The organism is Mycobacterium sp. NBC_00419 (genome assembly GCF_036023875.1).
Lineage (GTDB): Bacteria > Actinomycetota > Actinomycetes > Mycobacteriales > Mycobacteriaceae > Mycobacterium.
The window spans coordinates 3,635,462-3,654,056 of the sequence record NZ_CP107931.1; the positions used below are offsets into that span (position 1 = coordinate 3,635,462).

At 65.7% G+C, this 18,595-nt stretch carries 11 protein-coding genes; 7 read left to right on the forward strand and 4 right to left on the reverse strand.

Annotated features, from left to right (window positions below):
* Positions 1 to 40 precede the first annotated feature (40 nt).
* From OG976_RS17355 to OG976_RS17365, 3 genes are all read left to right on the forward strand, one after another.
* Positions 41 to 5,122, forward strand: coding sequence for a hypothetical protein (locus OG976_RS17355; protein WP_328351186.1), 5,082 nt, complete (start codon positions 41 to 43; stop codon positions 5,120 to 5,122).
* Between the two features lie 124 nt (positions 5,123 to 5,246).
* Entirely contained in the window at positions 5,247 to 9,152 is a 3,906-nt protein-coding gene (locus OG976_RS17360; RefSeq protein ID WP_328351189.1) for a beta strand repeat-containing protein, read from the forward strand.
* Between the two features lie 93 nt (positions 9,153 to 9,245).
* On the forward strand, positions 9,246 to 9,677 hold the full coding sequence (locus OG976_RS17365) for a hypothetical protein (protein ID WP_328351192.1): 432 nt from the start codon (positions 9,246 to 9,248) through the stop codon (positions 9,675 to 9,677).
* Positions 9,678 to 9,704: 27 nt separating this feature from the next.
* Here the strand turns inward: OG976_RS17365 and OG976_RS17370 are convergent, their stop codons facing one another.
* Positions 9,705 to 10,793 (reverse strand): HNH endonuclease, encoded by a 1,089-nt coding sequence (locus OG976_RS17370; RefSeq protein ID WP_328351195.1) that lies wholly within the window; start codon positions 10,791 to 10,793, stop codon positions 9,705 to 9,707.
* A gap of 95 nt (positions 10,794 to 10,888) precedes the next feature.
* Here OG976_RS17370 and OG976_RS17375 point away from each other — a divergent pair, with 95 nt between their 5' ends.
* The 4 genes from OG976_RS17375 (at position 10,889) to OG976_RS17390 (ending at position 15,982) form a co-directional block, all read left to right on the forward strand.
* Positions 10,889 to 11,527, forward strand: coding sequence for a GIY-YIG nuclease family protein (locus tag OG976_RS17375; protein WP_328351198.1), 639 nt, complete (start codon positions 10,889 to 10,891; stop codon positions 11,525 to 11,527).
* An 84-nt stretch (positions 11,528 to 11,611) separates the two neighbouring features.
* Positions 11,612 to 14,710: a DUF3427 domain-containing protein gene (locus OG976_RS17380; protein ID WP_328351201.1), complete on the forward strand. Its 3,099-nt coding sequence runs from the start codon at positions 11,612 to 11,614 to the stop codon at positions 14,708 to 14,710.
* Positions 14,711 to 14,833: 123 nt separating this feature from the next.
* On the forward strand, positions 14,834 to 15,259 hold the full coding sequence (locus OG976_RS17385; RefSeq protein WP_328351204.1) for a cupin domain-containing protein: 426 nt from the start codon (positions 14,834 to 14,836) through the stop codon (positions 15,257 to 15,259).
* 72 nt (positions 15,260 to 15,331) lie between these two features.
* Entirely contained in the window at positions 15,332 to 15,982 is a 651-nt protein-coding gene (locus OG976_RS17390; protein WP_328351207.1) for an NUDIX hydrolase, read from the forward strand.
* Here the strand turns inward: OG976_RS17390 and OG976_RS17395 are convergent.
* The 3 genes from OG976_RS17395 to OG976_RS17405 all read right to left on the reverse strand — a co-directional run bounded on the left by OG976_RS17395 (position 15,979) and on the right by OG976_RS17405 (position 18,590).
* The gene (locus OG976_RS17395; protein ID WP_328351210.1) at positions 15,979 to 16,455 is read right to left on the reverse strand and encodes a hypothetical protein; all 477 of its coding nucleotides are present in this window, start codon (positions 16,453 to 16,455) and stop codon (positions 15,979 to 15,981) included. The two genes, OG976_RS17390 and OG976_RS17395, sit on opposite strands and share 4 nt — an antisense overlap.
* A 138-nt stretch (positions 16,456 to 16,593) precedes the next feature.
* A complete protein-coding gene (locus OG976_RS17400) occupies positions 16,594 to 17,814 on the reverse strand; it encodes a TetR/AcrR family transcriptional regulator (RefSeq protein WP_442930350.1) in 1,221 nt (406 codons plus the stop codon).
* Entirely contained in the window at positions 17,811 to 18,590 is a 780-nt protein-coding gene (locus tag OG976_RS17405; protein WP_328351212.1) for a mannan-binding lectin, read from the reverse strand. The genes OG976_RS17400 and OG976_RS17405 overlap by 4 nt, the downstream gene beginning before the upstream one ends.
* Positions 18,591 to 18,595: the final 5 nt, after the last annotated feature.

Sequence of the window (18,595 nt, forward strand, 5' to 3'; positions counted from 1 at the left end):
CCACTTAACTTTCGTGCGCGTCAAAGTCGGGGTGGCAGCTATGGGACATAAGCGTCTCTACGTCGGTCGGGTCGGCGCATTGGCGGTCGCACTCGGTGTAGGCGGTTTCATCGCGGGCTTGCCCGTGGCGGCCGCCGACACCGGAAGCGGTGACTCGGGGAAGACGACGGGCACGTCGGTAGCGCACAGTGCCCGCAAGGCCGCCGCGGACCGCGGTGCCAGCGCATCGTCCGGTAACGGCGACAAGGGTTCGGGCTCGGGCAAGCCGGCCAGTGCCGCCAGCACGGAGGTCGCGGGCGGAACGTCGGCACGCCGAATCCATACCGGCAGCACCGAGAGTTCCGACGCTGGTGCCAAGCCGGACTCGGCGGCACCCTCGGCGGCCGACCCGTCGGCGCCGCCTGCTGACGGCGTCGCGACGGTCGAAGTGGCGGAGCCGTCGCCTCCGGTGCTCACCGCGGCTTCACCGAACGGATCGCTGTCGGCGTCCCACAGTGGATCGCCGGACTCGCTGACTGCAGCCGACGATCCTCTCACCGCCCTGACCGCGCCGCTGGCGTGGGCCGCGCTGGCGGTCAGCCGCCGCGAGACCTCGAACAGTTCCGCGGTTACGCCCGCGGCGGCCTCGGTGACCACCAGCGAGCCGGTCGCCGCCACGGTTGCCGTCGACCCACTGGCTGCGTTGATCCGGATCTTCGTCGGTGACGGCACCGCCGATCATCCCGACGCCGGCATCCTGTTCGGCAACGGCTACAGCTACACCAGTTATGAGGGCGCGTGCCAAAGCGGCGCGTGCAACGGCGGCCGGGCCGGCCTGATTGGCAACGGCGGCAACGGTTTCAACGGTGGTGACGGCGGTGCGGCGGGCCTGCTCGGTAATGGCGGTGCCGGCGGCCACGGGGTTGACGGCATCAACGGCGGTGCCGGCGGCGACGGTGGCCGGGGCGGGCTGCTGATGGGCGACGGTGGCCGTGGCGGCGACGGTGACACGGTGACCTCCGGTGCGGCCGGTCGCGGTGGCAACGGCGGATTCATCGGCGGCCACAAGGGTGCCGACGGCGCAGGTGCCTCGTCGGTCACCTCTGCTGTCGCATTGTCGGCGGAGGCGGTCACCACGCCGACGCCGGTGGGTGCGAGCCTGTCCGCGTATATCTATCTGAAGCTCGCTGCGATCGTCGCCCACGCACTTCTCGACGAGACCGGCGACATCAAGTCCGATCTCCTTGACATCATTCAGGATTCGACCTTCGTCACCTACGTCGCCGAAACGGTTGCCGCAGCGGTCGAGCCCGCGTTAGCAGCCATTTCGACACCGGCTGCGGCGCAGCAGGAAGTCGCCAACATCATCGGGAACGCCGTCGCCGCCGCAGTGGTAGTGCTGTTCAGTGATGACGCGGTCCGCCACTACACCGCGAAGTTGCTCGAGAGCTTGCCCGACGATGCCCTGGATGCGTTGAAAGATGTTATCGAAGATGGGGGCAGCCTCGTCCAAATCCTTGAACACATCGGTGCCGACCAGATCGCCAGCGAGATCGGAATAGCGCTGGCAGACAGTGAAGTTCAGCAGACGGTGGGGGATACGGCACAGACATTTGTCGGGGTGCTGCTCGGGGCGCAGGCACCCCCTGACGGAGCGATCTCGGTCGACGCCGTCGATGAGTTCGCGTGGACGGTCAACCAGCTGATCGTCCCCTCGCTGACCTCGGCGCTGGGCGGTGGGGCACTCGGGTTCGCCGTCGCCACCCAGGTCGGGTTCGCGGTGCAGAGCTTCCTCACCGCCGACGGCGGCGTTGCCGTCCAGGTGGGCAACGGGTTGAGTGCGGTGGTCAACGGTGTGGTCAGCACGTTCCTCGCACAAAGCGGAATCGCCGACGCTCTCGAAGTTCTCATCGGGGGTCTGCTCAATGGGGCCATTCCCGCGAGACTGATCGCCGACTTCCAGGAAAACCCTGCCGTCACGGCGGCGCTGCCGCCCACCCTGATCGCAGCACTAGACGGCATCGGTAGCTCTCTGCTGAGCAGACCTGACATCCAACAACTTGTTGGCGAAACCCTGATTCAACTGGTGAACGGCGTTCTGGCCGAACCTCAAGTGAATGCCGACACCGGCCAGTGGCTCGGTCAGTTGGTAACCGGCGAACTCAACAAGAACCCGGCGACCGCCGGATTGGGCAGCGCTATCGGTTACGCCGTCGAACAGGCGGTAGACGCCCTGCTGGCCAACAACTCGATCAGTGAATTGCTCACATCGGTGATCGATGCCGGCCTGAATGCGCTCCTCAACGATGACATCTACTCCGGACTGTTGGCCGCCGCGAAACAGTTCGTCACCGACGTCGCCGACGGAACCGCGACCAACGTGGCCGCGCAGGATGCCGTGACCTTCTTCTTGTCCGAATCCGGTGTGAAGACAACACTCACGGCGACGGTTACCGCCGTACTCGACACGCTCCAGACATCCCTCTCGCAAACCGCTGTCCAACATGCTCTTTCATCCGCGGCAGGCGCACTGATCGACGGCCTCTTGCTGTCGCCCGAGGTGCCTGATTACGTCTCCCAGTTGATCGGAGAGTTGGTAGCCAACCAGCTCGGCAACACCGCGCTCGGTACCGCTCTGGGTGCCGCTGTGGATCAGACAATCAATGCACTGCTTCAGGATCCGGCGTTCGGCCATGGTCTGGGAGCAGCGGTCAGCGCGGCGGTGAGCGGATTCTTCGGCCAGACGGGTATCCCCGCTGCCCTGATCGCCACCGCCCAGCAGATCGCCACCGACCTTCTCGACGGAACTGCCACTGCCGCAACCGTTCAGGCGGCGTTGACTGCTCTGCTGGGCCAGGTCGCTACCGGGGTCGGCGCGGCGACCACCGACGCGCTTTCTGCACTGCTGAACAGCCCGGGCGTCGTATCGGCGCTGGCCGTCGTGCCCACCCTGTTCATCAGCACCGCATTGTCGGAGACCGTCGCCGTGCAAGCTATTGCGGCGCAGGTTGGCCAGTGGCTGACCGCCGAACTCGAAAACAACCCCGCCACAGCCGGATTCAGCACGTTCGTGGGTGACACAGTGAGCGCCGCGCTCGCCGACCTGCTCGGTAACGCAGCGTTCGTCGACGGCCTCGGGGACGTGTTGGATGCGCCCATTTCAGGTCTGCTGAATCACAGTGGCGTGATCGCTGCCCTTGCCGACGTGGCGGGCCAGCTTGCCCAGCACCTGGCGGCCGGGATGGATCCGTCCGACGCGGTGGCCACCGCCCTGCAGGCGCTGCAGGGCAGCACTGCCATTCAGTCCGGTGTCGGCGCTGCGGTCAAGGATGCGCTGGCGGCAGTGCTCGGCGATTCCGCGGTGCTGCAGAACCTCGGTACCGCGATCTCGGACATCGTCACCACCCTGGCCGGTAATACCGCCATACAGAACTTCGTCGGCCAACTCGTCCAGCAATGGGCGACAACGGCTTTGGGCGGCGGTGCCGCCGCGACGGCGCTCGCCAGCCAGCTCAACACCGCGGTGCAGGGCCTGCTTGCCAACACCGCTGGCGTCGACGGGGTGCTGGCTGTCGTCAGTTCCGCGGTGTCGACCCTGCTGAACGCCCCCGGGGTCGTCGCGGCATTGGCCGATGCGGCCGGTCAGATCGCGTCGGCTGTCGTCGCCGGCACGGACCCGGCGGTGGCGGTGCAGACGCTGTTGGGCACGAGCGCTTTCCAGCAGGGTGTCGGCGCGGCCATCGGTGCTGCGGTGAACACGTTGCTCACCTACCAAGGCCTGCTGCCTGCGTTGGGCGCCTTTGTCCACGACGTGCTCGCCGGGGCTGCCAGTCAGGAAGCGGTCCGGGCGTGGGTCGGTCAAGAGGTCGCCGGCATCGTCAGTTCGGCGCTGAACAACACTCCGCTGGCCGAGGCGGTCGCCTCGGCGGCACGCGCGGCCGTGCAGCATTTCCTGGCCGACTCGGCCGCGATCGACGGACTGCTGTCGGTCGTCGGTCAGGCGGTGTCGGACCTTGTTGGTGCCCAAGGGGTTTCGGCAGCGTTGTCCCAGGCGGCCGACGGGCTCGTCACGGCACTGCTGTCCGGTACCGACCCGAATGCGGCATGGCAGGGGCTGCAAGCCAATCAGGCGTTTGTGTCGGCGCTCATCAGCACGGTGGGTGCTGCAGTCCATGCGGTAGTCACCGATTCGGGTCTGATCTCCGCGCTGGGCTCGGCTGTGGAGACCATGGTCGCCCGGCTGGCACCTAGCCCTGCCGTGCAGGCCTACATCAACGGGTTGCTCGGGCCCACCTACGGCCCGGTCGTGGTGAGCATCCTGGCAACTCCCCACTCAGCCGCTGACCTGGCCGCCGGTGTCGGGGCCCTGCTCAGCGGTGTGCTGGCGCAACCGGGGGTGGCCGCTGCGCTGTCCTCGATCGCCAGCCAGTTCGCCGCAACGGTATTGGGCGGCAGCAGCGTCGATGCTGCGGTGCAGGCCGCGCTGGCGGCCTTGGCGGCTAACCAGGCGATCAAGAACGCCATCGACGCGGTGACCCCCGGTGCGCTCAGCTCGGTGCTGAGCCTGCCGGCCGTGCAGCAGGCCGCGAGTAACGCGGTGGGGGATCTGGTGGTCAGCCTGCTTCAGGGGACCGTGCTGGACAACCCGCAGCTGGACTCGGCGTTGGGCGGAGCCGCCAAGGCGGCCGTGGCCTCGCTGCTGTCGGATCCCGCCGTGCAGGGCCTAATCTCCACGCTCGCCCTCGACGTCATTAACGGAACGTCGACCGACCAACTCGCCGGAACCGTCCTGCAGGCCGTCATCACCACCCCGAACCTGCAATACGCCTTCGGTTTCGCCATCGGCCGCGGCGTCGGTTCACTGTTCGGCGCCAACCCGATCGGCACCTTCGTCGGCAACATCGTCGGGGTCGGCGCCGCGCTGGCGATCGGTCTCACGGCCAGTACCGCGTTGCTGATCGAAAAGGTCAGTGCGCTCTTCGGTGGACCGCTGCCAAGCCCCGCTGGCAGCGGCTTGCTGCTCGTTCCTGCGGCCGCCGTCCACCCGGTGTCGACCCTCGGCGACGGACGGGGCTCCTCGCAACTGCGTGAACTGACCTCAACGAACAACCCGTTGTTCCTCATCGAGGTGGCAGTGGCCTGAACGGGCCAGCCACCGGTTGTTTATCTGCTTGCCATCAGCAAATGGCGCCATGGTCTGCGCCGCTGTGATATCTCTGACTGACGTATCTTTCTCAGGCGTCAAATCGGGGGTTGGAGCAATGGGAATGGGACACAAACGCCACTACGTCGGGCGGGTCGGGGCACTGGCCGTGGCCTTGGGTGTTGGCGGGGCGATCGCCGGTATGCCGGTGGCCGCAGCCGACACCGGTGCCGGCGACTCGGGCAAGACGACGGGCTCGTCGGTGGCGCACAGCGCCCGCAAGGCCGCCGCGGATCGCAGTCCCGGCAGCGCGGCATCCGGTAACGGCGGCAGCAAAGGCCGCGGCACCGACAAGCCGGCCAGCGCCGCCGGTGCCGAATCCGGGACCGCCGCCTCCGCGCGCCGAATCCACCTCGGGTCCACGGAGAGCGACGTCCCGGACACCAACTCTGTTGCCGGGGGCGAGGTTTCGGCGGTCGACACGAATCCGACCGCCGACACGCCGGCAGCGGCGCCGGCCGCTCCTGTTCTGACCGCAGCCGCACCGCGCGGCTCGTTGTCGGTGACGCACCAGGGTCCGCTGGACTGGCTGGCGGGGGGCAACGATCCGCTGTCGCAGTTGGTTGCGCCGTTCGCGTGGGCCGCCGCGGCCGTGAGCCGCCGCGAGACCACGAACTCCACCGCCGTCGCACCTGCGGCAGCGTCGGTGACCACCAGCCAACCCGTCGCGTCCGGCGTCGCCGTCGACCCGGTGGCTGCGTTCATCCGGATCTTCATCGGCGACGGCACCGCCGACCATCCCGATGCCGGAATTCTCTACGGCAACGGCTACACCTACACCAGCTATGAGGGCGCCTGCCTCAGCGGTGCCTGCAATGGTGGCAAGGCCGGCTTCATCGGCAACGGCGGCGACGGCTTCATGGGTGGCAACGGCGGCTCGGCCGGCTACCTCGGCAACGGCGGCAAGGGTGCGCAGGGCGTCGTCGGGATCAACGGCGGCGCCGGCGGCAACGGTGGCAACGGCGGACTGATCGCCGGTAACGGCGGCGACGGCGGCAACGGTGCCAGCCCGACCGCCCAAGGTGGCAAGGGCGGTAAGGCCGGCTTCCTGGGCGTGAAGGGTAAGGACGGGACGACCGGCTCGGCTGCGGCCGTCGGAAGCCCGAAGAGCGTCGGTGCCGCCACCGCGGTCGACGGCAACACCAATGTGACGACCCAACCAGTGACGGCTGACCCGGTCGAATGGTCGTTGTGGAACGACGTCGTCGCACCCGCTCTGACTGATTTGATCAAGACCGGCATCAACTACGCCGGCCTTACCCCCTCCGCGCAGGCCGCCGCCGACGCTTTCATCGGCGCCGCGGTGGAGTTGTTCGGAGACAACTACTTCGACGACTCGGTCAACGGTGCACTCTCGGGCCTGGCCGCCAACACCGACTTCCTCAACTACGTCGTCACGCAGGTCTCAGGCGGGCTCACGAGCTCAGGCGTGCCCTCCCAGGCAGCCGTTGTGGTCGGCAACGCGGTGGCCTCCCTGGTGCAGACGGTGTTGAACAACACCGCCTTCCAGAACGCCTTCGGCACGTTCTTCCAGAGCCTGACGCTGGTCCCCAACGGGTGGGGCTTGGTCGACCTGGCTGCGGCCCTGGCCGCGACGGACTACACCCTCGATGACCTTGTCGGCCAGGACATCTCGCAGAGCGCCGCTGCGCTGGCCAGTAACCTGCCGACGTTCCTGGCCGACGGCGGCGTGCAGAGCGCGCTGTCCACCGGGATCAAGACCGCAGTGAACGTGCTGACCGGGGTCGGCAGCCCGTCCTGGGCGCAGCCGTCGACCGCGTTCGTGAGCTTCCTCGGCGGTGCGGTCGGCCAGTCGGTGACCTCAGCATTGGGCGGCGGCTCGGTCGCGACCACGATCGGCACGGCGATCGGCACGTCGGTGACGAACCTGCTGACCAATCCAGCGGTCGACGCGACGTTGGCGTCGGTGCTCGGCGGACTGGTCGGCGGAGTGCAGGTCGGCGACGTTGTCGTCTGCCGCGGCCTGCTCTGCCAGGACGGGGTCGCCGACGCGTTGGGCACCTTCGCCAGTTCGGTCGCCACGGCGGTGGGCGGCGGCGGCAATCCGCAGACCGCGGTGGCCGCCGCACTGCAGACACTGCTGGCCAACACGAGCGTCCAAAACGGCGTCGGTCAGACGGTCGGCAACGCTGTACTCGGCTTGTTGGGCGATCCCGATGTGCGCTCCGCCGTCGCCACCAGCGTGAGCAACCTGGTCACCCAGCTCACCGGCAATTCGTCGGTGCGGGGCTGGGTCGGCCAGCAGATCACGCAGTCGTTGACCTCGGCGCTGGGCGGCGGGAACGTCGCATCCGGCGTGGCCTCGGCGATCGGCGGCGCGGTGCAGAACCTGCTGGCGAATTCCGCTGCGGTGCAAGGGTTCCTGGCGGTTGTCGCATCGGCAGTCGGTGACGATCAGATCCCCGTGGTGCTGGCGGATGTGATCGATGCGGTCCTCCCGAAGGTTCTGGGCGGCCAGAATCTGTTGGCGGCGCTGTCCGCTGCGTGGCCGTCGCTGAAGACCGAAGTCGCTCCCGTTGTCGGGCTAGTCGTGCACGACGTGGTGCAGACGGTGCTGACGGCTCCGGGTCTGCTGTCGGCGCTGGGTGCGTTCGTCTCCGACGTGGTGTCCGGAATCATCGGCAACCCGGCGGTGTCGACGGCCGTTGGCGGGAAGGTCAGCGAATTGCTGGCCGCCGCGTTTAGCAGCTACGCGGGCGGACAGCAGATCGCATCGGCGGTCGGAGCCGCGGTGGCCGGCCTGTTGGCCAACCCGGTGTTCAGTGACGAACTGGGCGCCCTGACGGGTTCGGTGTTGACCACGTTCTTCGGTCAGTCCGGCGTGGTGAACGCATTGACCAGTGCGGTGCAGCTGGGCACCTTGACGGTGCTCGACGGCGCCGATCCCGGACAAGTCATCGCAGCGATGCTGTCTGTGCTGCAGGCGAATCCGGCCATCAAGACCGCGCTGGCGGCGACGCTGGGCGGTGCGGTGAACTCGGTGGTGACCGATACCCCGCTGATCTCCGCGCTGGCCTCGACGGCGACGTCGTTGATCACCCAGCTGGCCGGCAACCCGGCGGTGCAGTCACTCGTCGGTGGGTTGCTCGGCCCGACCTACGGGCCCGCGATCGTCAGCATCTTGGCCGACCCGACGGCGGCGGCTGATCTCGCCGCGGCGGTCGGTGGCGCGGTCAGCGGGTTCCTCGCGCAGACCGGTGTGGCCGCGGCGCTGTCGGGTGCGACCAGCCAGATCGTCACCGCGGTGCTCGGCGGCACCACGGTCGCGGCCGCGATTCAGGCCGCGTTGCAAACGTTGGCGGCCAACCCGGCGGTCAAGGCCGCCATCGACGCCTTCACGGCCCAGGTACTCAAGGCGACGCTGGATGTGCCGGCGGTGCAGGGGGCCGTCTCCGGGGCGGCGAAGGACGTCATCACCCAGGTGCTCGGGTCCGGGCTTGGTTCGGTGGCCGGCCAGCTGGTCCAGGGGGCGGTCGACTCGCTGGTGTCCAACTCCGCGGCACAGACGCTGCTGAGCAACGTTGTCGTGGACCTCGCCAATGGAACGCCGCCCGCCGATGTGATCAATACGGTGATCAACGCGGTGCTTCTCAGCCCGCCGCTGCAGTTCGCCTTCGGGATGGCGATCGGCCAGGGTATCGGGTCGCTGCTGGGTGACAACCCGGTCGGCGCCATCGTCGGCGGAGTGATCGGGACGGCGGCGACACTGCTGCTCAGCGCGGCGTCCGGGCTGACGCTGCTGTTCAACGGGTTGCGCAACCTATTCGGTGGTGCCGCGGCGGTCGCGCCGGCCTCTAGCATTTACCTGATCGAGCCGGTGCCGTCCGCGGCGCTGGTCGACGAGGTGGCCGCGGTCAGCGAGCTGCCGCGGGTGGATTCGTTCGACTTCGGCGGATTCGTGGGCGGGCACCGGCTGGTGACGGTTGAGCTGGCTCTCGCGGCGGGGTAACGCCTGGTTAGAAAAGCTCTAACTGCCGGTGTGCGGGGTCGGTGGGATACGGTTCGGGAGATCTTGATCGACCTCGTTCCCGAAGGAGCTCGCATGACGACCGGCAGCCGCGTGGCTTCGGTAGGAGCAGTGCTGTGCTTCGCGGTGCTCGCAGCGGCGCCGGTGGCGCACGCTGAGGGCGACATCCTGGCCGGCACCTTTGACGTGGTCGGGCCGAACAGCAAGCTTGATACGTGGACCATCACGCCGCAGTGCAGTGAGGTGTCGATCGGGTGTGAGTCCGACGTGCACTCGGCGTCGGTCGACGGGCAGGCGTACTACCGCGGCGGGCACACCTGGGTGATGACGCTCAAGGGCCAGGTGCCGATCTGCCCGGACAAGTCCACCACCAAGGGCATCATGCAGTTCGTCTGGAACGCCCAGACCCTGGACGGTCAGCTGACCGCCCTGCAGCAGGGTGTGTGTCAGATGACCCGGCCTGGGCAGGAACAGATTCCGTTCAAGTTGGTGAAGGCGAGCGGGTAGGGGAGGTCACGGCCCTTATTAGACCGGTCAAATCCACCGAGTCGGGAAACCGATATCGAGACCGCGACTCTGGCGGTATCCCAACCATGTCGGAACGCCCTTCGGCTGTCCTCGGTAAATTCCGCGGGTGGCAGCGACGACCCGGTCACGTTGAGTAGGCCACTGAATCTCCGACGCGATCTCTTCGAGAACGTTTACGTCCCGATCCAACACTCGGTCGACGATCGCGAGCGCCGGTAGCGCACCGCCCTTGTCGCCGTTGCACCTGGCGCACGACAGCACGAGATTCGCAAGACCGTCGATGCCCACCCATGACCACGGCAGCACGTGGTCGATCGGATTGTTCGCGGCCAGGCGTATGCCGCAGTAGAAGCAGTACGGTCCGAAGGCCTCTTTAAAGGGTTCCCGCACTGCGGTCAGAGCGATTCGTTCGCGGCCGAAGAGGTGCCCAGCGACGTCGGGCACCTCGGCGTGGAGGAACTTATTCATCCGTCGAACATCGTCGACCCACATGATCTCCAGTGCCGGCTTGAGTAGGCCAGCAAGGCGCCCCAATCCGTATGCCACTCCCGGTTTGAGCACGATGGCATCACCATGTGATCGAAGCGTCGACCGGGTCACCTGGTCGTGAAGGAATGAGTCGTCGTACAAGAAGCAATCGGAAGAGTCCGAGCCGGGAAGTCGCTGCAGGCGGTGGAGTGGTTGTTGCGCAAGGCAGAGTGTGATGTCGTCGAGAACTTGCGCGTACACAACTGGTGCTCGAGCAGCTGCAAGATCGACCGAGGTATTCGGGTGTTGGCCGCCGCTCGTCGCGGAGCGAAGTTGGTTCGCACCAGAAATGATCCGGGCGCGTGTTTGGGTCGATTGCCGAAGTTCGTGGCCGTCGAACGGCCGCACCTGACGCCAGTAGATCTCCAGTACGCGTCGTGCCAATTCCGGGATTGGCACAGACAACTCGTCTCCATCCCTTTCGGGAAGGTTCTCAATCGAATGGTCGATAAGTGCCATCAAGGCTGCAAGCTTGTAAGTCGCGGTGCGCAGTCCCGTTTCTAGGACCGCGACGACGCGCTGCCCGAGCATTAAAGGGTCGATGATCGGCTCGTCCACCTGAACCATCCCTTTCTTGTCGGTTCCTTCCCGCGGAACCGCAGTAGCAACTGTATGGTCGCGGTTGAGCCGAGTGGGCAAATTTGTGCGGGACAAACTCCCGGATGTTTCGCAGATCACGGTCAAGGAGATGCGTGGACTTCGACTTCGACAGCCTCTGCCAGGATTACCTCAGCGCACGCCTTCACACCCCTGGCGAGGTTCTTAGTCAGCCATGTCCGGTTCCGCAGGTTCCAGGTGTGTATGGCTGGTGGTTCAGGCAAGCTCCACCACGCGTTCCCACCACGGGTTGTGTCCAGCGGCATGGCGCGACGCTGCTTTACGCGGGCATCAGTCCAAAGCAGCCGCCAACAAACGGCCGGCCGCCTAGTCGGCAGAATCTACGTAAGCGAATCAGGCAACACCTTCGCGGAAATGCCGCAGTATCGACCCTCCGGTTGACGCTCGGCGTCCTTCTGGGCGAGGACCTGGACATCGAATTGCGCTGTGTCGGTTCAGGCGCGCGACGTACGTTTGGTCCTTCTGGCGAGGCCGCGTTGTCGGAGTGGATTGCAGACAACGCGCAGGTGTCGTGGGTGAGCCATCCCGAGCCTTGGAAACCGGAACAGATGCTCACGGATCGACTTAATCTGCCCCTGAACTTGCAGGGTAACGCCCACAGTGCCTTTCATTCTGAGCTAACGCGGCTTCGAGCCGACGCAGCCCTTAGAGCACGGCAACTGCCGGTGTTAGTGAGGACATGAATTTTGGGCTTTGGGTGAACTCGCCAAACCGGGTGGAGTCCAGGCACCCGAAATTGTCTGAAGAATCCGCTAGCGTCCGGGGCTATGGAGTTTGGGATCTACGAATCACTGCTCACCGAGCGGCTATTCGCACAAATCGGTGATAGAGCCGATCTTCATGCAGAGTTCGGGACTGTCGATGACACTGAGCAGGCCCTCGCTATGGCTCGGCATCTCATTCCGATGATTGAGCGGTCACTCAAAGCCGCACCAACAGCGAGCGATCGGGCTGAGTTGCTTCGACAGATCATTGGCATCCTTCCCCAATCGTCGGTGACGGAAGAAGCACTGCATCAGATTGAGCCCCACAAGATCAGCCGCCTCGACGAAGTCAGGCGGGTCTCGGGGCTTGCCGCCGGGCGCCTGCCGCGCCCGGCCACACCTCTCTCCGAGACTGCACTCATGACCAACGCGCGTCATGAACCAACACTTGCCGCGGAGTTACGTACCGAACTGGCGAGCGCAGACCAGGTTGACCTGCTCTGCGCCTTCGTCAAGTGGCAAGGTCTGCGCTTGCTGGAGGATCAACTGAACGAAGTCCGTCAGCGTGGCGTCCCACTGCGGGTAATCACCACTACCTACCTCGGAGCCACTGATGCGCGGGCATTGGATGCCCTCGTGAACGATTTCGGTGCCCAGGTGAGGATCAACTACGAGCTGCACCGCACGCGACTGCACGCCAAGGCATGGTTGTTACGGCGCAACACAGGGTTCCACACTGCTTACGTCGGGTCGAGTAACCTATCCCACGCGGCTCTGGTCGACGGTCTGGAATGGAACGTACGGCTGTCGGCGATCTCGACACCTCACCTGCTCGACAAGATCAAGACGACGTTCGAAACCTATTGGGAAAACAAAGAATTCGAACTCTACAATCCGGACTCCGATCGTGATCGGCTGGACGTGGCCCTGAGTGTCGCGTCCGGCAGGCAAAAACGTGAGCACGTTACCGTCACCTTGTCGGGTCTAGATGTTCAACCAAAGGCTTACCAAGCCGAGATGCTCGAACAACTGGATGCGGAGCGGTCACTTCACGATCGACATCGCAATCTCATTGTCGCCGCTACCGGCACCGGTAAGACAGTCATTGCAGCGCTCGACTACCGACGCCTGCGAGAGACTCACGGAAAAGACTTGACCCTGCTCTTTGTGGCGCACCGCAAGGAGATCCTGCTGCAGGCCAGGCGGATGTATCAAGAAGTGCTGATCGATCCGACATTTGGCGAGTTGCTTGTCGACGGTGACCAGCCCGTGAAGTGGCGGCACGTTTTCGCCAGCATTCAATCCCTCACGTCGCATCGACTATCCACCATGCCGCCTGACCAGTTCGACGTGATCATCGTCGATGAATTCCACCATGCGGAAGCAACCTCGTATCGGCGTCTGCTGAACCATGTTGAGGCTTTGGAACTGCTGGGGCTCACCGCGACCCCGGAGCGCGCTGACGGTGTCGACGTTCGGGAGTTCTTCGATGGACGGGTCGCGTCGGAGCTGCGGTTGTGGGACGCCTTGGACCAGAACCTGCTCTGCCCGTTTCACTACTTTGGCATACACGACCAGACTGACCTTGAGGCGTTGGAGTGGAAGCGCGGTGGCTACAACCCGGCCCAGCTGAGCAATGTCTACACCGGCAACGATTCGCGAACTCGCATCGTGCTCAAGGAGTTGCGTGACAAAGTTGCCGATGTTGGGAGCATGCGCGCTATCGGTTTCTGCGTCAGTGTCGAGCATGCCCGCTATATGGCGGAGGCGTTTGTCGCCGCCGGGATCAAGGCTCAGGCGGTATCGGCTGCGACGTCATCTGCAGACCGACAGGCCGCATTAGCCCGGCTTCGAGCGATGGATATCAATGCCATCTTCGCCGTTGATCTCTTCAACGAAGGGCTTGATATTCCCGATGTGGACACAGTCCTTTTCCTACGGCCAACCGAGAGTGCGACGGTGTTCCTGCAGCAACTCGGCCGGGGCCTTCGTCTGACAGAGGGCAAGACCGTCCTTACAGCCCTCGACTTCGTTGGTCATCAACGAAATGAGTTCCGATTCGACGAGCGCTTCCGGGCGCTGACAGGACTCAACCGCAAGGAATTAGAGCGACAGGTTAGGGAAGGATTCCCGTTCCTTCCGTCGGGGAGCCAGATCGTCCTCGATTCTGTCGCGCGAGATCTCGTGCTGGAGAACATTAGGCAGCAAGTGTCGCCGAGGTGGGCGGCACTGGTTTCAGAGGTGCGAGACCATCCAGACCTTGATCTGGCGTCGTACCTCGACAAGACCGGACGATCGCTCGAAGACATCCTCCGTTCTGGCAAGTCGTGGACCACCTTGTGCCGAGACGCGGGCAAGATCGAGGTTGACGCTGGGCCACGCGAGCAAGACCTGATCAAGAGGATCCGGGCACTCGCTCACGTCGACGATAGGCTGCGCTGGCAGGCTTACCGAGCCCAGCTCGGTCACCAGGCCAACACCGGGAGCGTGGTTGAACGCAGGCTCACCGAGATGCTCTTCTACTCGCTCTATCCGGCAGGCGGTGGGTCCGAAGATCCCACATCAGGTTTGGAGGCACTGCGTGACGAGGCGGTCGTTGACGAGATGCGGCAGGTGATCGACTTGAGTTTTAATTCAGCTCACCGATCCACGTGGTCTCTTGGCGAGATTGAGCCGGCGCTTTCTCACGTACCGCTCGCCTTGCACGCCAGCTATACCCGCGAAGAGATCCTTGCCGCCCTTGACTGGACATCTCAAGGCCGTGCCCCAAGCACGATGCGGGAGGGCGTTGCTTGGTGCCCAAGTGTGAACTCGGACGCCTTCCTGATCACGTTAAAAAAGTCGGACACGGACTACTCGCCGACAACGATGTATCGAGACTTTGCGCTAAACCCAGAGCTCTTTCATTGGGAGTCGCAGTCAACGACGTCTTTGGCATCCCCGACCGGGCAGAGGTACCTCAACCATCGTGACAAGGGTTCGCACATTCTGCTCTTTGTGCGGGAAGCGAAGACGAATTCGCTTGGCACATCACCTTATGTATTCCTCGGGCCTGCCGACTATGTCTCCCACGAAGGGGATCGACCGATTGCGATCACCTGGCGACTGCGCCGACCGATGCCGATGGAGATGTTTATCGCGTCACGGGCCGCCGTTGCGTGAGCCCGGCGAAAGTGGGCGCCTGCATCCAAAAACTGCACTGGTTGGCAAGCTACTCGTGCCGCCACAAACTTTGTTTCGACTTAGCCGCCTCACCGAAGTGAACCCCACCCTCAAGGACCCCACATGCGCCTACTGATCACCGGAGTCGACGCCGACGGCAAGTCCTGCGTCGTCAGCAACACTGAGGCCGAGATCAACTCCGTCGCCCCGGGCTTCGCGATGGGCATCCCGTACGCCACCGAGGCCAGTCCGCCGCCACCACGACGGCACGGCCACGCCGACCTCATCGACCAGTTCATCCCGCCCGGCCACGTCCGCTGGATGGTCGTCGACTACGGCCCGAACTCTCGAACCCCGGTGCACCACACCGACACCCTCGACCTTCAAACCGTCCTCAGCGGAACCATCGACCTCATCCTCGACGACGGCGTCCACCCCCTCGAAGCGGGCGACATGGTCGTCATGACCGGCACCGATCACGCCTGGAAAGCCGGCCCCGACGGCTGCCGCGTCAACGCCGTCCTCATCGGCACACCCCCACCCGAGTAACTCACTCGAACCGTTCCCGTGCAGCGGATTCAGAATAAGCGCACTATCCGCCCTTAATGTAGGGTCGCCCCCATGGGCGCAAGCGCCGACAAGAAGCATCACGACTATCCCCGGCCGACCGTCGCCGTGGATACCGCGCTGCTGACCTGGGACCCCGACCGCGGCCTGCTCGTGGTGGAGATGGCCCGCCCAGACACGGGAAAGTGGGCGCTGCCCGGCGCCTTCCTGCGCAAGGGCGAGACCCTGGCCCACGCCGTCGAGCGCTGTCTACGCGAAAAGCTCGGCGTCGAGGGCATCCGGCCCCGCCAGCTCCACGTCTTCGACGACCCGCACCGCGACGGCCGCGACTGGGTGCTCTCCGTCGCCCACCTGGCGGTGGTACGCCCCGGCCAACTGCACACCCTCGGCTCCGGCTCGACACAGACCCGCCTCGCCTCGGTGGACCGGCCCGGCGAGCTGGCGTGGGATCACCCGGAGATCGTCCGGCTGGCCAAGACCGACATCCGGCAACGCTACGACACCGAACCCGACCCCGAGCGGCTGCTCGGCAGCAGGTTCACCATGCGCGAGCTCAAGCAGGTCCACGAAGCGGTCGCGGGCACCCCGCTGCAGCGCGACAGATTCCGCCGCACGATGGAGCCCCGGCTGACCGGCACCGGGGTGATGGAAGACAACACCGGCAGCCGAGGCCGCCCCGCCGAGCTGTTCCGCCGCAAACGCTAGGCAGTGAACCGGATCGCCACCAGCTTGTTGTCCACGACCGCCGCGCGGAACTCGTCCAACGTCGGCACGCTGGAACCCAGGAACTTCAGCCCCATCATCAGCTCGGCCTTCTTCGGCCCGTACTCGACCGCGCAGCGGTGGAACAGCTCGGCCACCGTCGCGGGATCCTCGATCAGCTCACCCCGCATCGCGGTCGTCTTGCCGCCGTGGACCACCTGCGCCGGCCCGCCGCCGCGGAAGTTCAGCTTCCACGTCGCGTTCGCCAACGCGTACAGATCACCGTCGAGCAGGTGTGCGCTCACCGGCACCGCATACTGGCGCCCGGACTTGCGCCCGGCGAACCGCAACACCATGAACTGCTTGAGCGCCGCGCCCGCCGGCGTGCCCAACAAGAACTTCAGCAGCGGGTTCATCACCCGCATGATCGCTCCGGGCGGCTCGGAGACATTCACTGCCGCACTGTGCTCTGCCATGCTTTCCAACGTACGGCGTCCACAGACATGCGGCGAGATCTTCAGGAGGGCTGTTGATCGCCGCGAATCACGACCCTGATGTCGATCTCGCGCAGGGGCGGCAGGGGCGGCGGGCCCGGCCAGCCCATGCTGTCCAACCTAACGCCGTCGCGTCGGCCTGCCCAGTAGCGTGATTTCCATCAGCCGGCGAATCGCCGCGATCGACTCCGTGCCCAGCGCGCCGTCGAAGAGCCGGCCGAAGTCCACCGTCAGCGCGAACGCCGCACACACCGCATACCGCGCCGAGGCGATCTTCAGCTCCGGACGCACCACCGTCACCAGCCGCGCCCACGACTCCGTCGCCGAATGCTCGACGGTCTCCAGCACCCGCAGATCCGACTCCGGCACGTTGTGCCGCTCGGTGTAGTAGACGTGGGCCAGCTCCGGCGACTTCACCAGCCGCACCAGGGCGGCGTCGATCAGCCTCATCAGCGCAAGCTCGGGTTCGTCTGTGCGGGAAAGCACTTCGGCCACACTGCTGGAGTGCTGGTCGACGGCACGCCGATACGCCAGCCCCAGGATGTCGGCCTTGCCTGGAAACGACCGGTACAGCCCGGACGCCTGAATGCCTACCGCGGATGCGATGTCCTCCATGCTGGTATTGCGATACCCGTGCTCGTAGAACAGCCGAACCGACTCGTGCAGCACATGCTCGTACATCCCGGCCGAGGCGCCAACCGCCATCGGCATCGTCGGCCGGTCCGAACGGCGCCGCAACGCCGGAAGGTCGGCCGCCAGCACATCGGCCACCAGCCTCGCCATGCACGACCGAATCTCGTTGACCGCCAGCGGGTTCGCGTGATCGGTGATGCTGCCGATCACGCTGAGCGCCGCCGCCGTCAACGCCGAGCGCTGCCGGTGACTCAGTTTCGGCCGAAGTTGCCCTAACGGCCGGTCCAGCCGCCGGTTCACCTGCTCGACCTGCTCGACGAGCCGCACCCGATCGGCTCCCTGCAGGTACCGCGCCTCCCACCGATAGAGCCCGCCCGCCGTCCGGTTGGCGATGGTCGCGTCGACCAGCGCGGTGACCAACGCCTCCAACGTCAAGGCCGGATCGTCCTCGCCGTCCTCGACGAAGTCCGTCGCGTCGACCAGCGTCTGTCCCAGCTCGAGCACCGCATCGCGGAACAGGTCGTACTTGCTCGTCGAATGCCGGTACAGCGCAGCCGGGGTGATGCCGACCCGCGAGGCGATGTCCTCCATGCTGACGGCGTGATAGCCGAGCAGCCCGAACGCATCCGCTGATGCCCGCGCGATCTGCGCCTTGCGGTCCTTGGGTCTGCGCCGCACCGCCTCGGGCCGTTGCTCGATCCCGGTCATGATCCGCCGTACTGCGGGCGCAGCACCGAACTCAGCGCCGCAAGCGGGATGTGCGCCTGCACGGTGCCGCCGTCCATCGACCACTGCATGATCCCCGGCGTGTAGTTGGTGGGGGTGTCGCGGGCCACCGGGTAGTCGGGCATGTACAGGATCAGCTCGTCGGGGCCCAGCGCCCACGCCTTGTACGCCCCGGAGTACACCTTGTCCGGTCCCCACCGGTCGACGACGAACGGATAGGTACCCGGATCATGCTGGGGTGGAGCCTGATTCAGGGCATCCTCGATGAACGGCTGCCCGAGCGAGGCGATCGCCCCCAGCGGCTCGACGCCCGGGCGCACCAGATCGGCCAGCGTCAGCCGGGTACCGCGGCCCATGTCGAAGGTGAAGGTGCGGTAGGCGTTGTTGGGCTTGGGTCCGTCGGCGTGGTAGTCCTCGTGGAACACCACGGTGAGGATGTCGCCGCGGCGCAGGATCTCGAAGTTCTCCTCACCGAAGCTGTCGGCCACCATGTGCACGCCGACGCTGCGCCAGTTGTTCACCAGCGTGGTCAGGTAGTCGCGCACGGTCGGCCCGGTCACCGGGTTGTCGACGAGCTCGCCGGGCACCGCCACCTTGATGTCGCGCACCGCCTTGCGCTCCGAGAGCACCGACGTGTGGCAGTACTGACCGTCCCAGTCGCCGCCGAGCCCGGCGCAGAAGTCCGGCGCCGAGGCGTGGGCCACCGGCGCGAGTCCCAGTGACAGGGCCGCGACGGCAGTGACGACGGAAGCTCGCATCAGCG

What these genes read in the sequence shown, in the direction of transcription:
- OG976_RS17355 (WP_328351186.1), top strand. Translation starts at nt 41, where the DNA reads ATGGGACATAAGCGTCTCTACGTCGGTCGGGTCGGCGCATTGGCGGTC.
- OG976_RS17360 (WP_328351189.1), top strand. Translation starts at nt 5,247, where the DNA reads ATGGGACACAAACGCCACTACGTCGGGCGGGTCGGGGCACTGGCCGTG.
- OG976_RS17365 (WP_328351192.1), top strand. Translation starts at nt 9,246, where the DNA reads ATGACGACCGGCAGCCGCGTGGCTTCGGTAGGAGCAGTGCTGTGCTTC.
- OG976_RS17370 (WP_328351195.1), bottom strand. Translation starts at nt 10,793, where the DNA reads ATGGTTCAGGTGGACGAGCCGATCATCGACCCTTTAATGCTCGGGCAG.
- OG976_RS17375 (WP_328351198.1), top strand. Translation starts at nt 10,889, where the DNA reads ATGTTTCGCAGATCACGGTCAAGGAGATGCGTGGACTTCGACTTCGAC.
- OG976_RS17380 (WP_328351201.1), top strand. Translation starts at nt 11,612, where the DNA reads ATGGAGTTTGGGATCTACGAATCACTGCTCACCGAGCGGCTATTCGCA.
- OG976_RS17385 (WP_328351204.1), top strand. Translation starts at nt 14,834, where the DNA reads ATGCGCCTACTGATCACCGGAGTCGACGCCGACGGCAAGTCCTGCGTC.
- OG976_RS17390 (WP_328351207.1), top strand. Translation starts at nt 15,332, where the DNA reads ATGGGCGCAAGCGCCGACAAGAAGCATCACGACTATCCCCGGCCGACC.
- OG976_RS17395 (WP_328351210.1), bottom strand. Translation starts at nt 16,455, where the DNA reads ATGGCAGAGCACAGTGCGGCAGTGAATGTCTCCGAGCCGCCCGGAGCG.
- OG976_RS17400 (WP_442930350.1), bottom strand. Translation starts at nt 17,814, where the DNA reads ATGACCGGGATCGAGCAACGGCCCGAGGCGGTGCGGCGCAGACCCAAG.
- OG976_RS17405 (WP_328351212.1), bottom strand. Translation starts at nt 18,590, where the DNA reads ATGCGAGCTTCCGTCGTCACTGCCGTCGCGGCCCTGTCACTGGGACTC.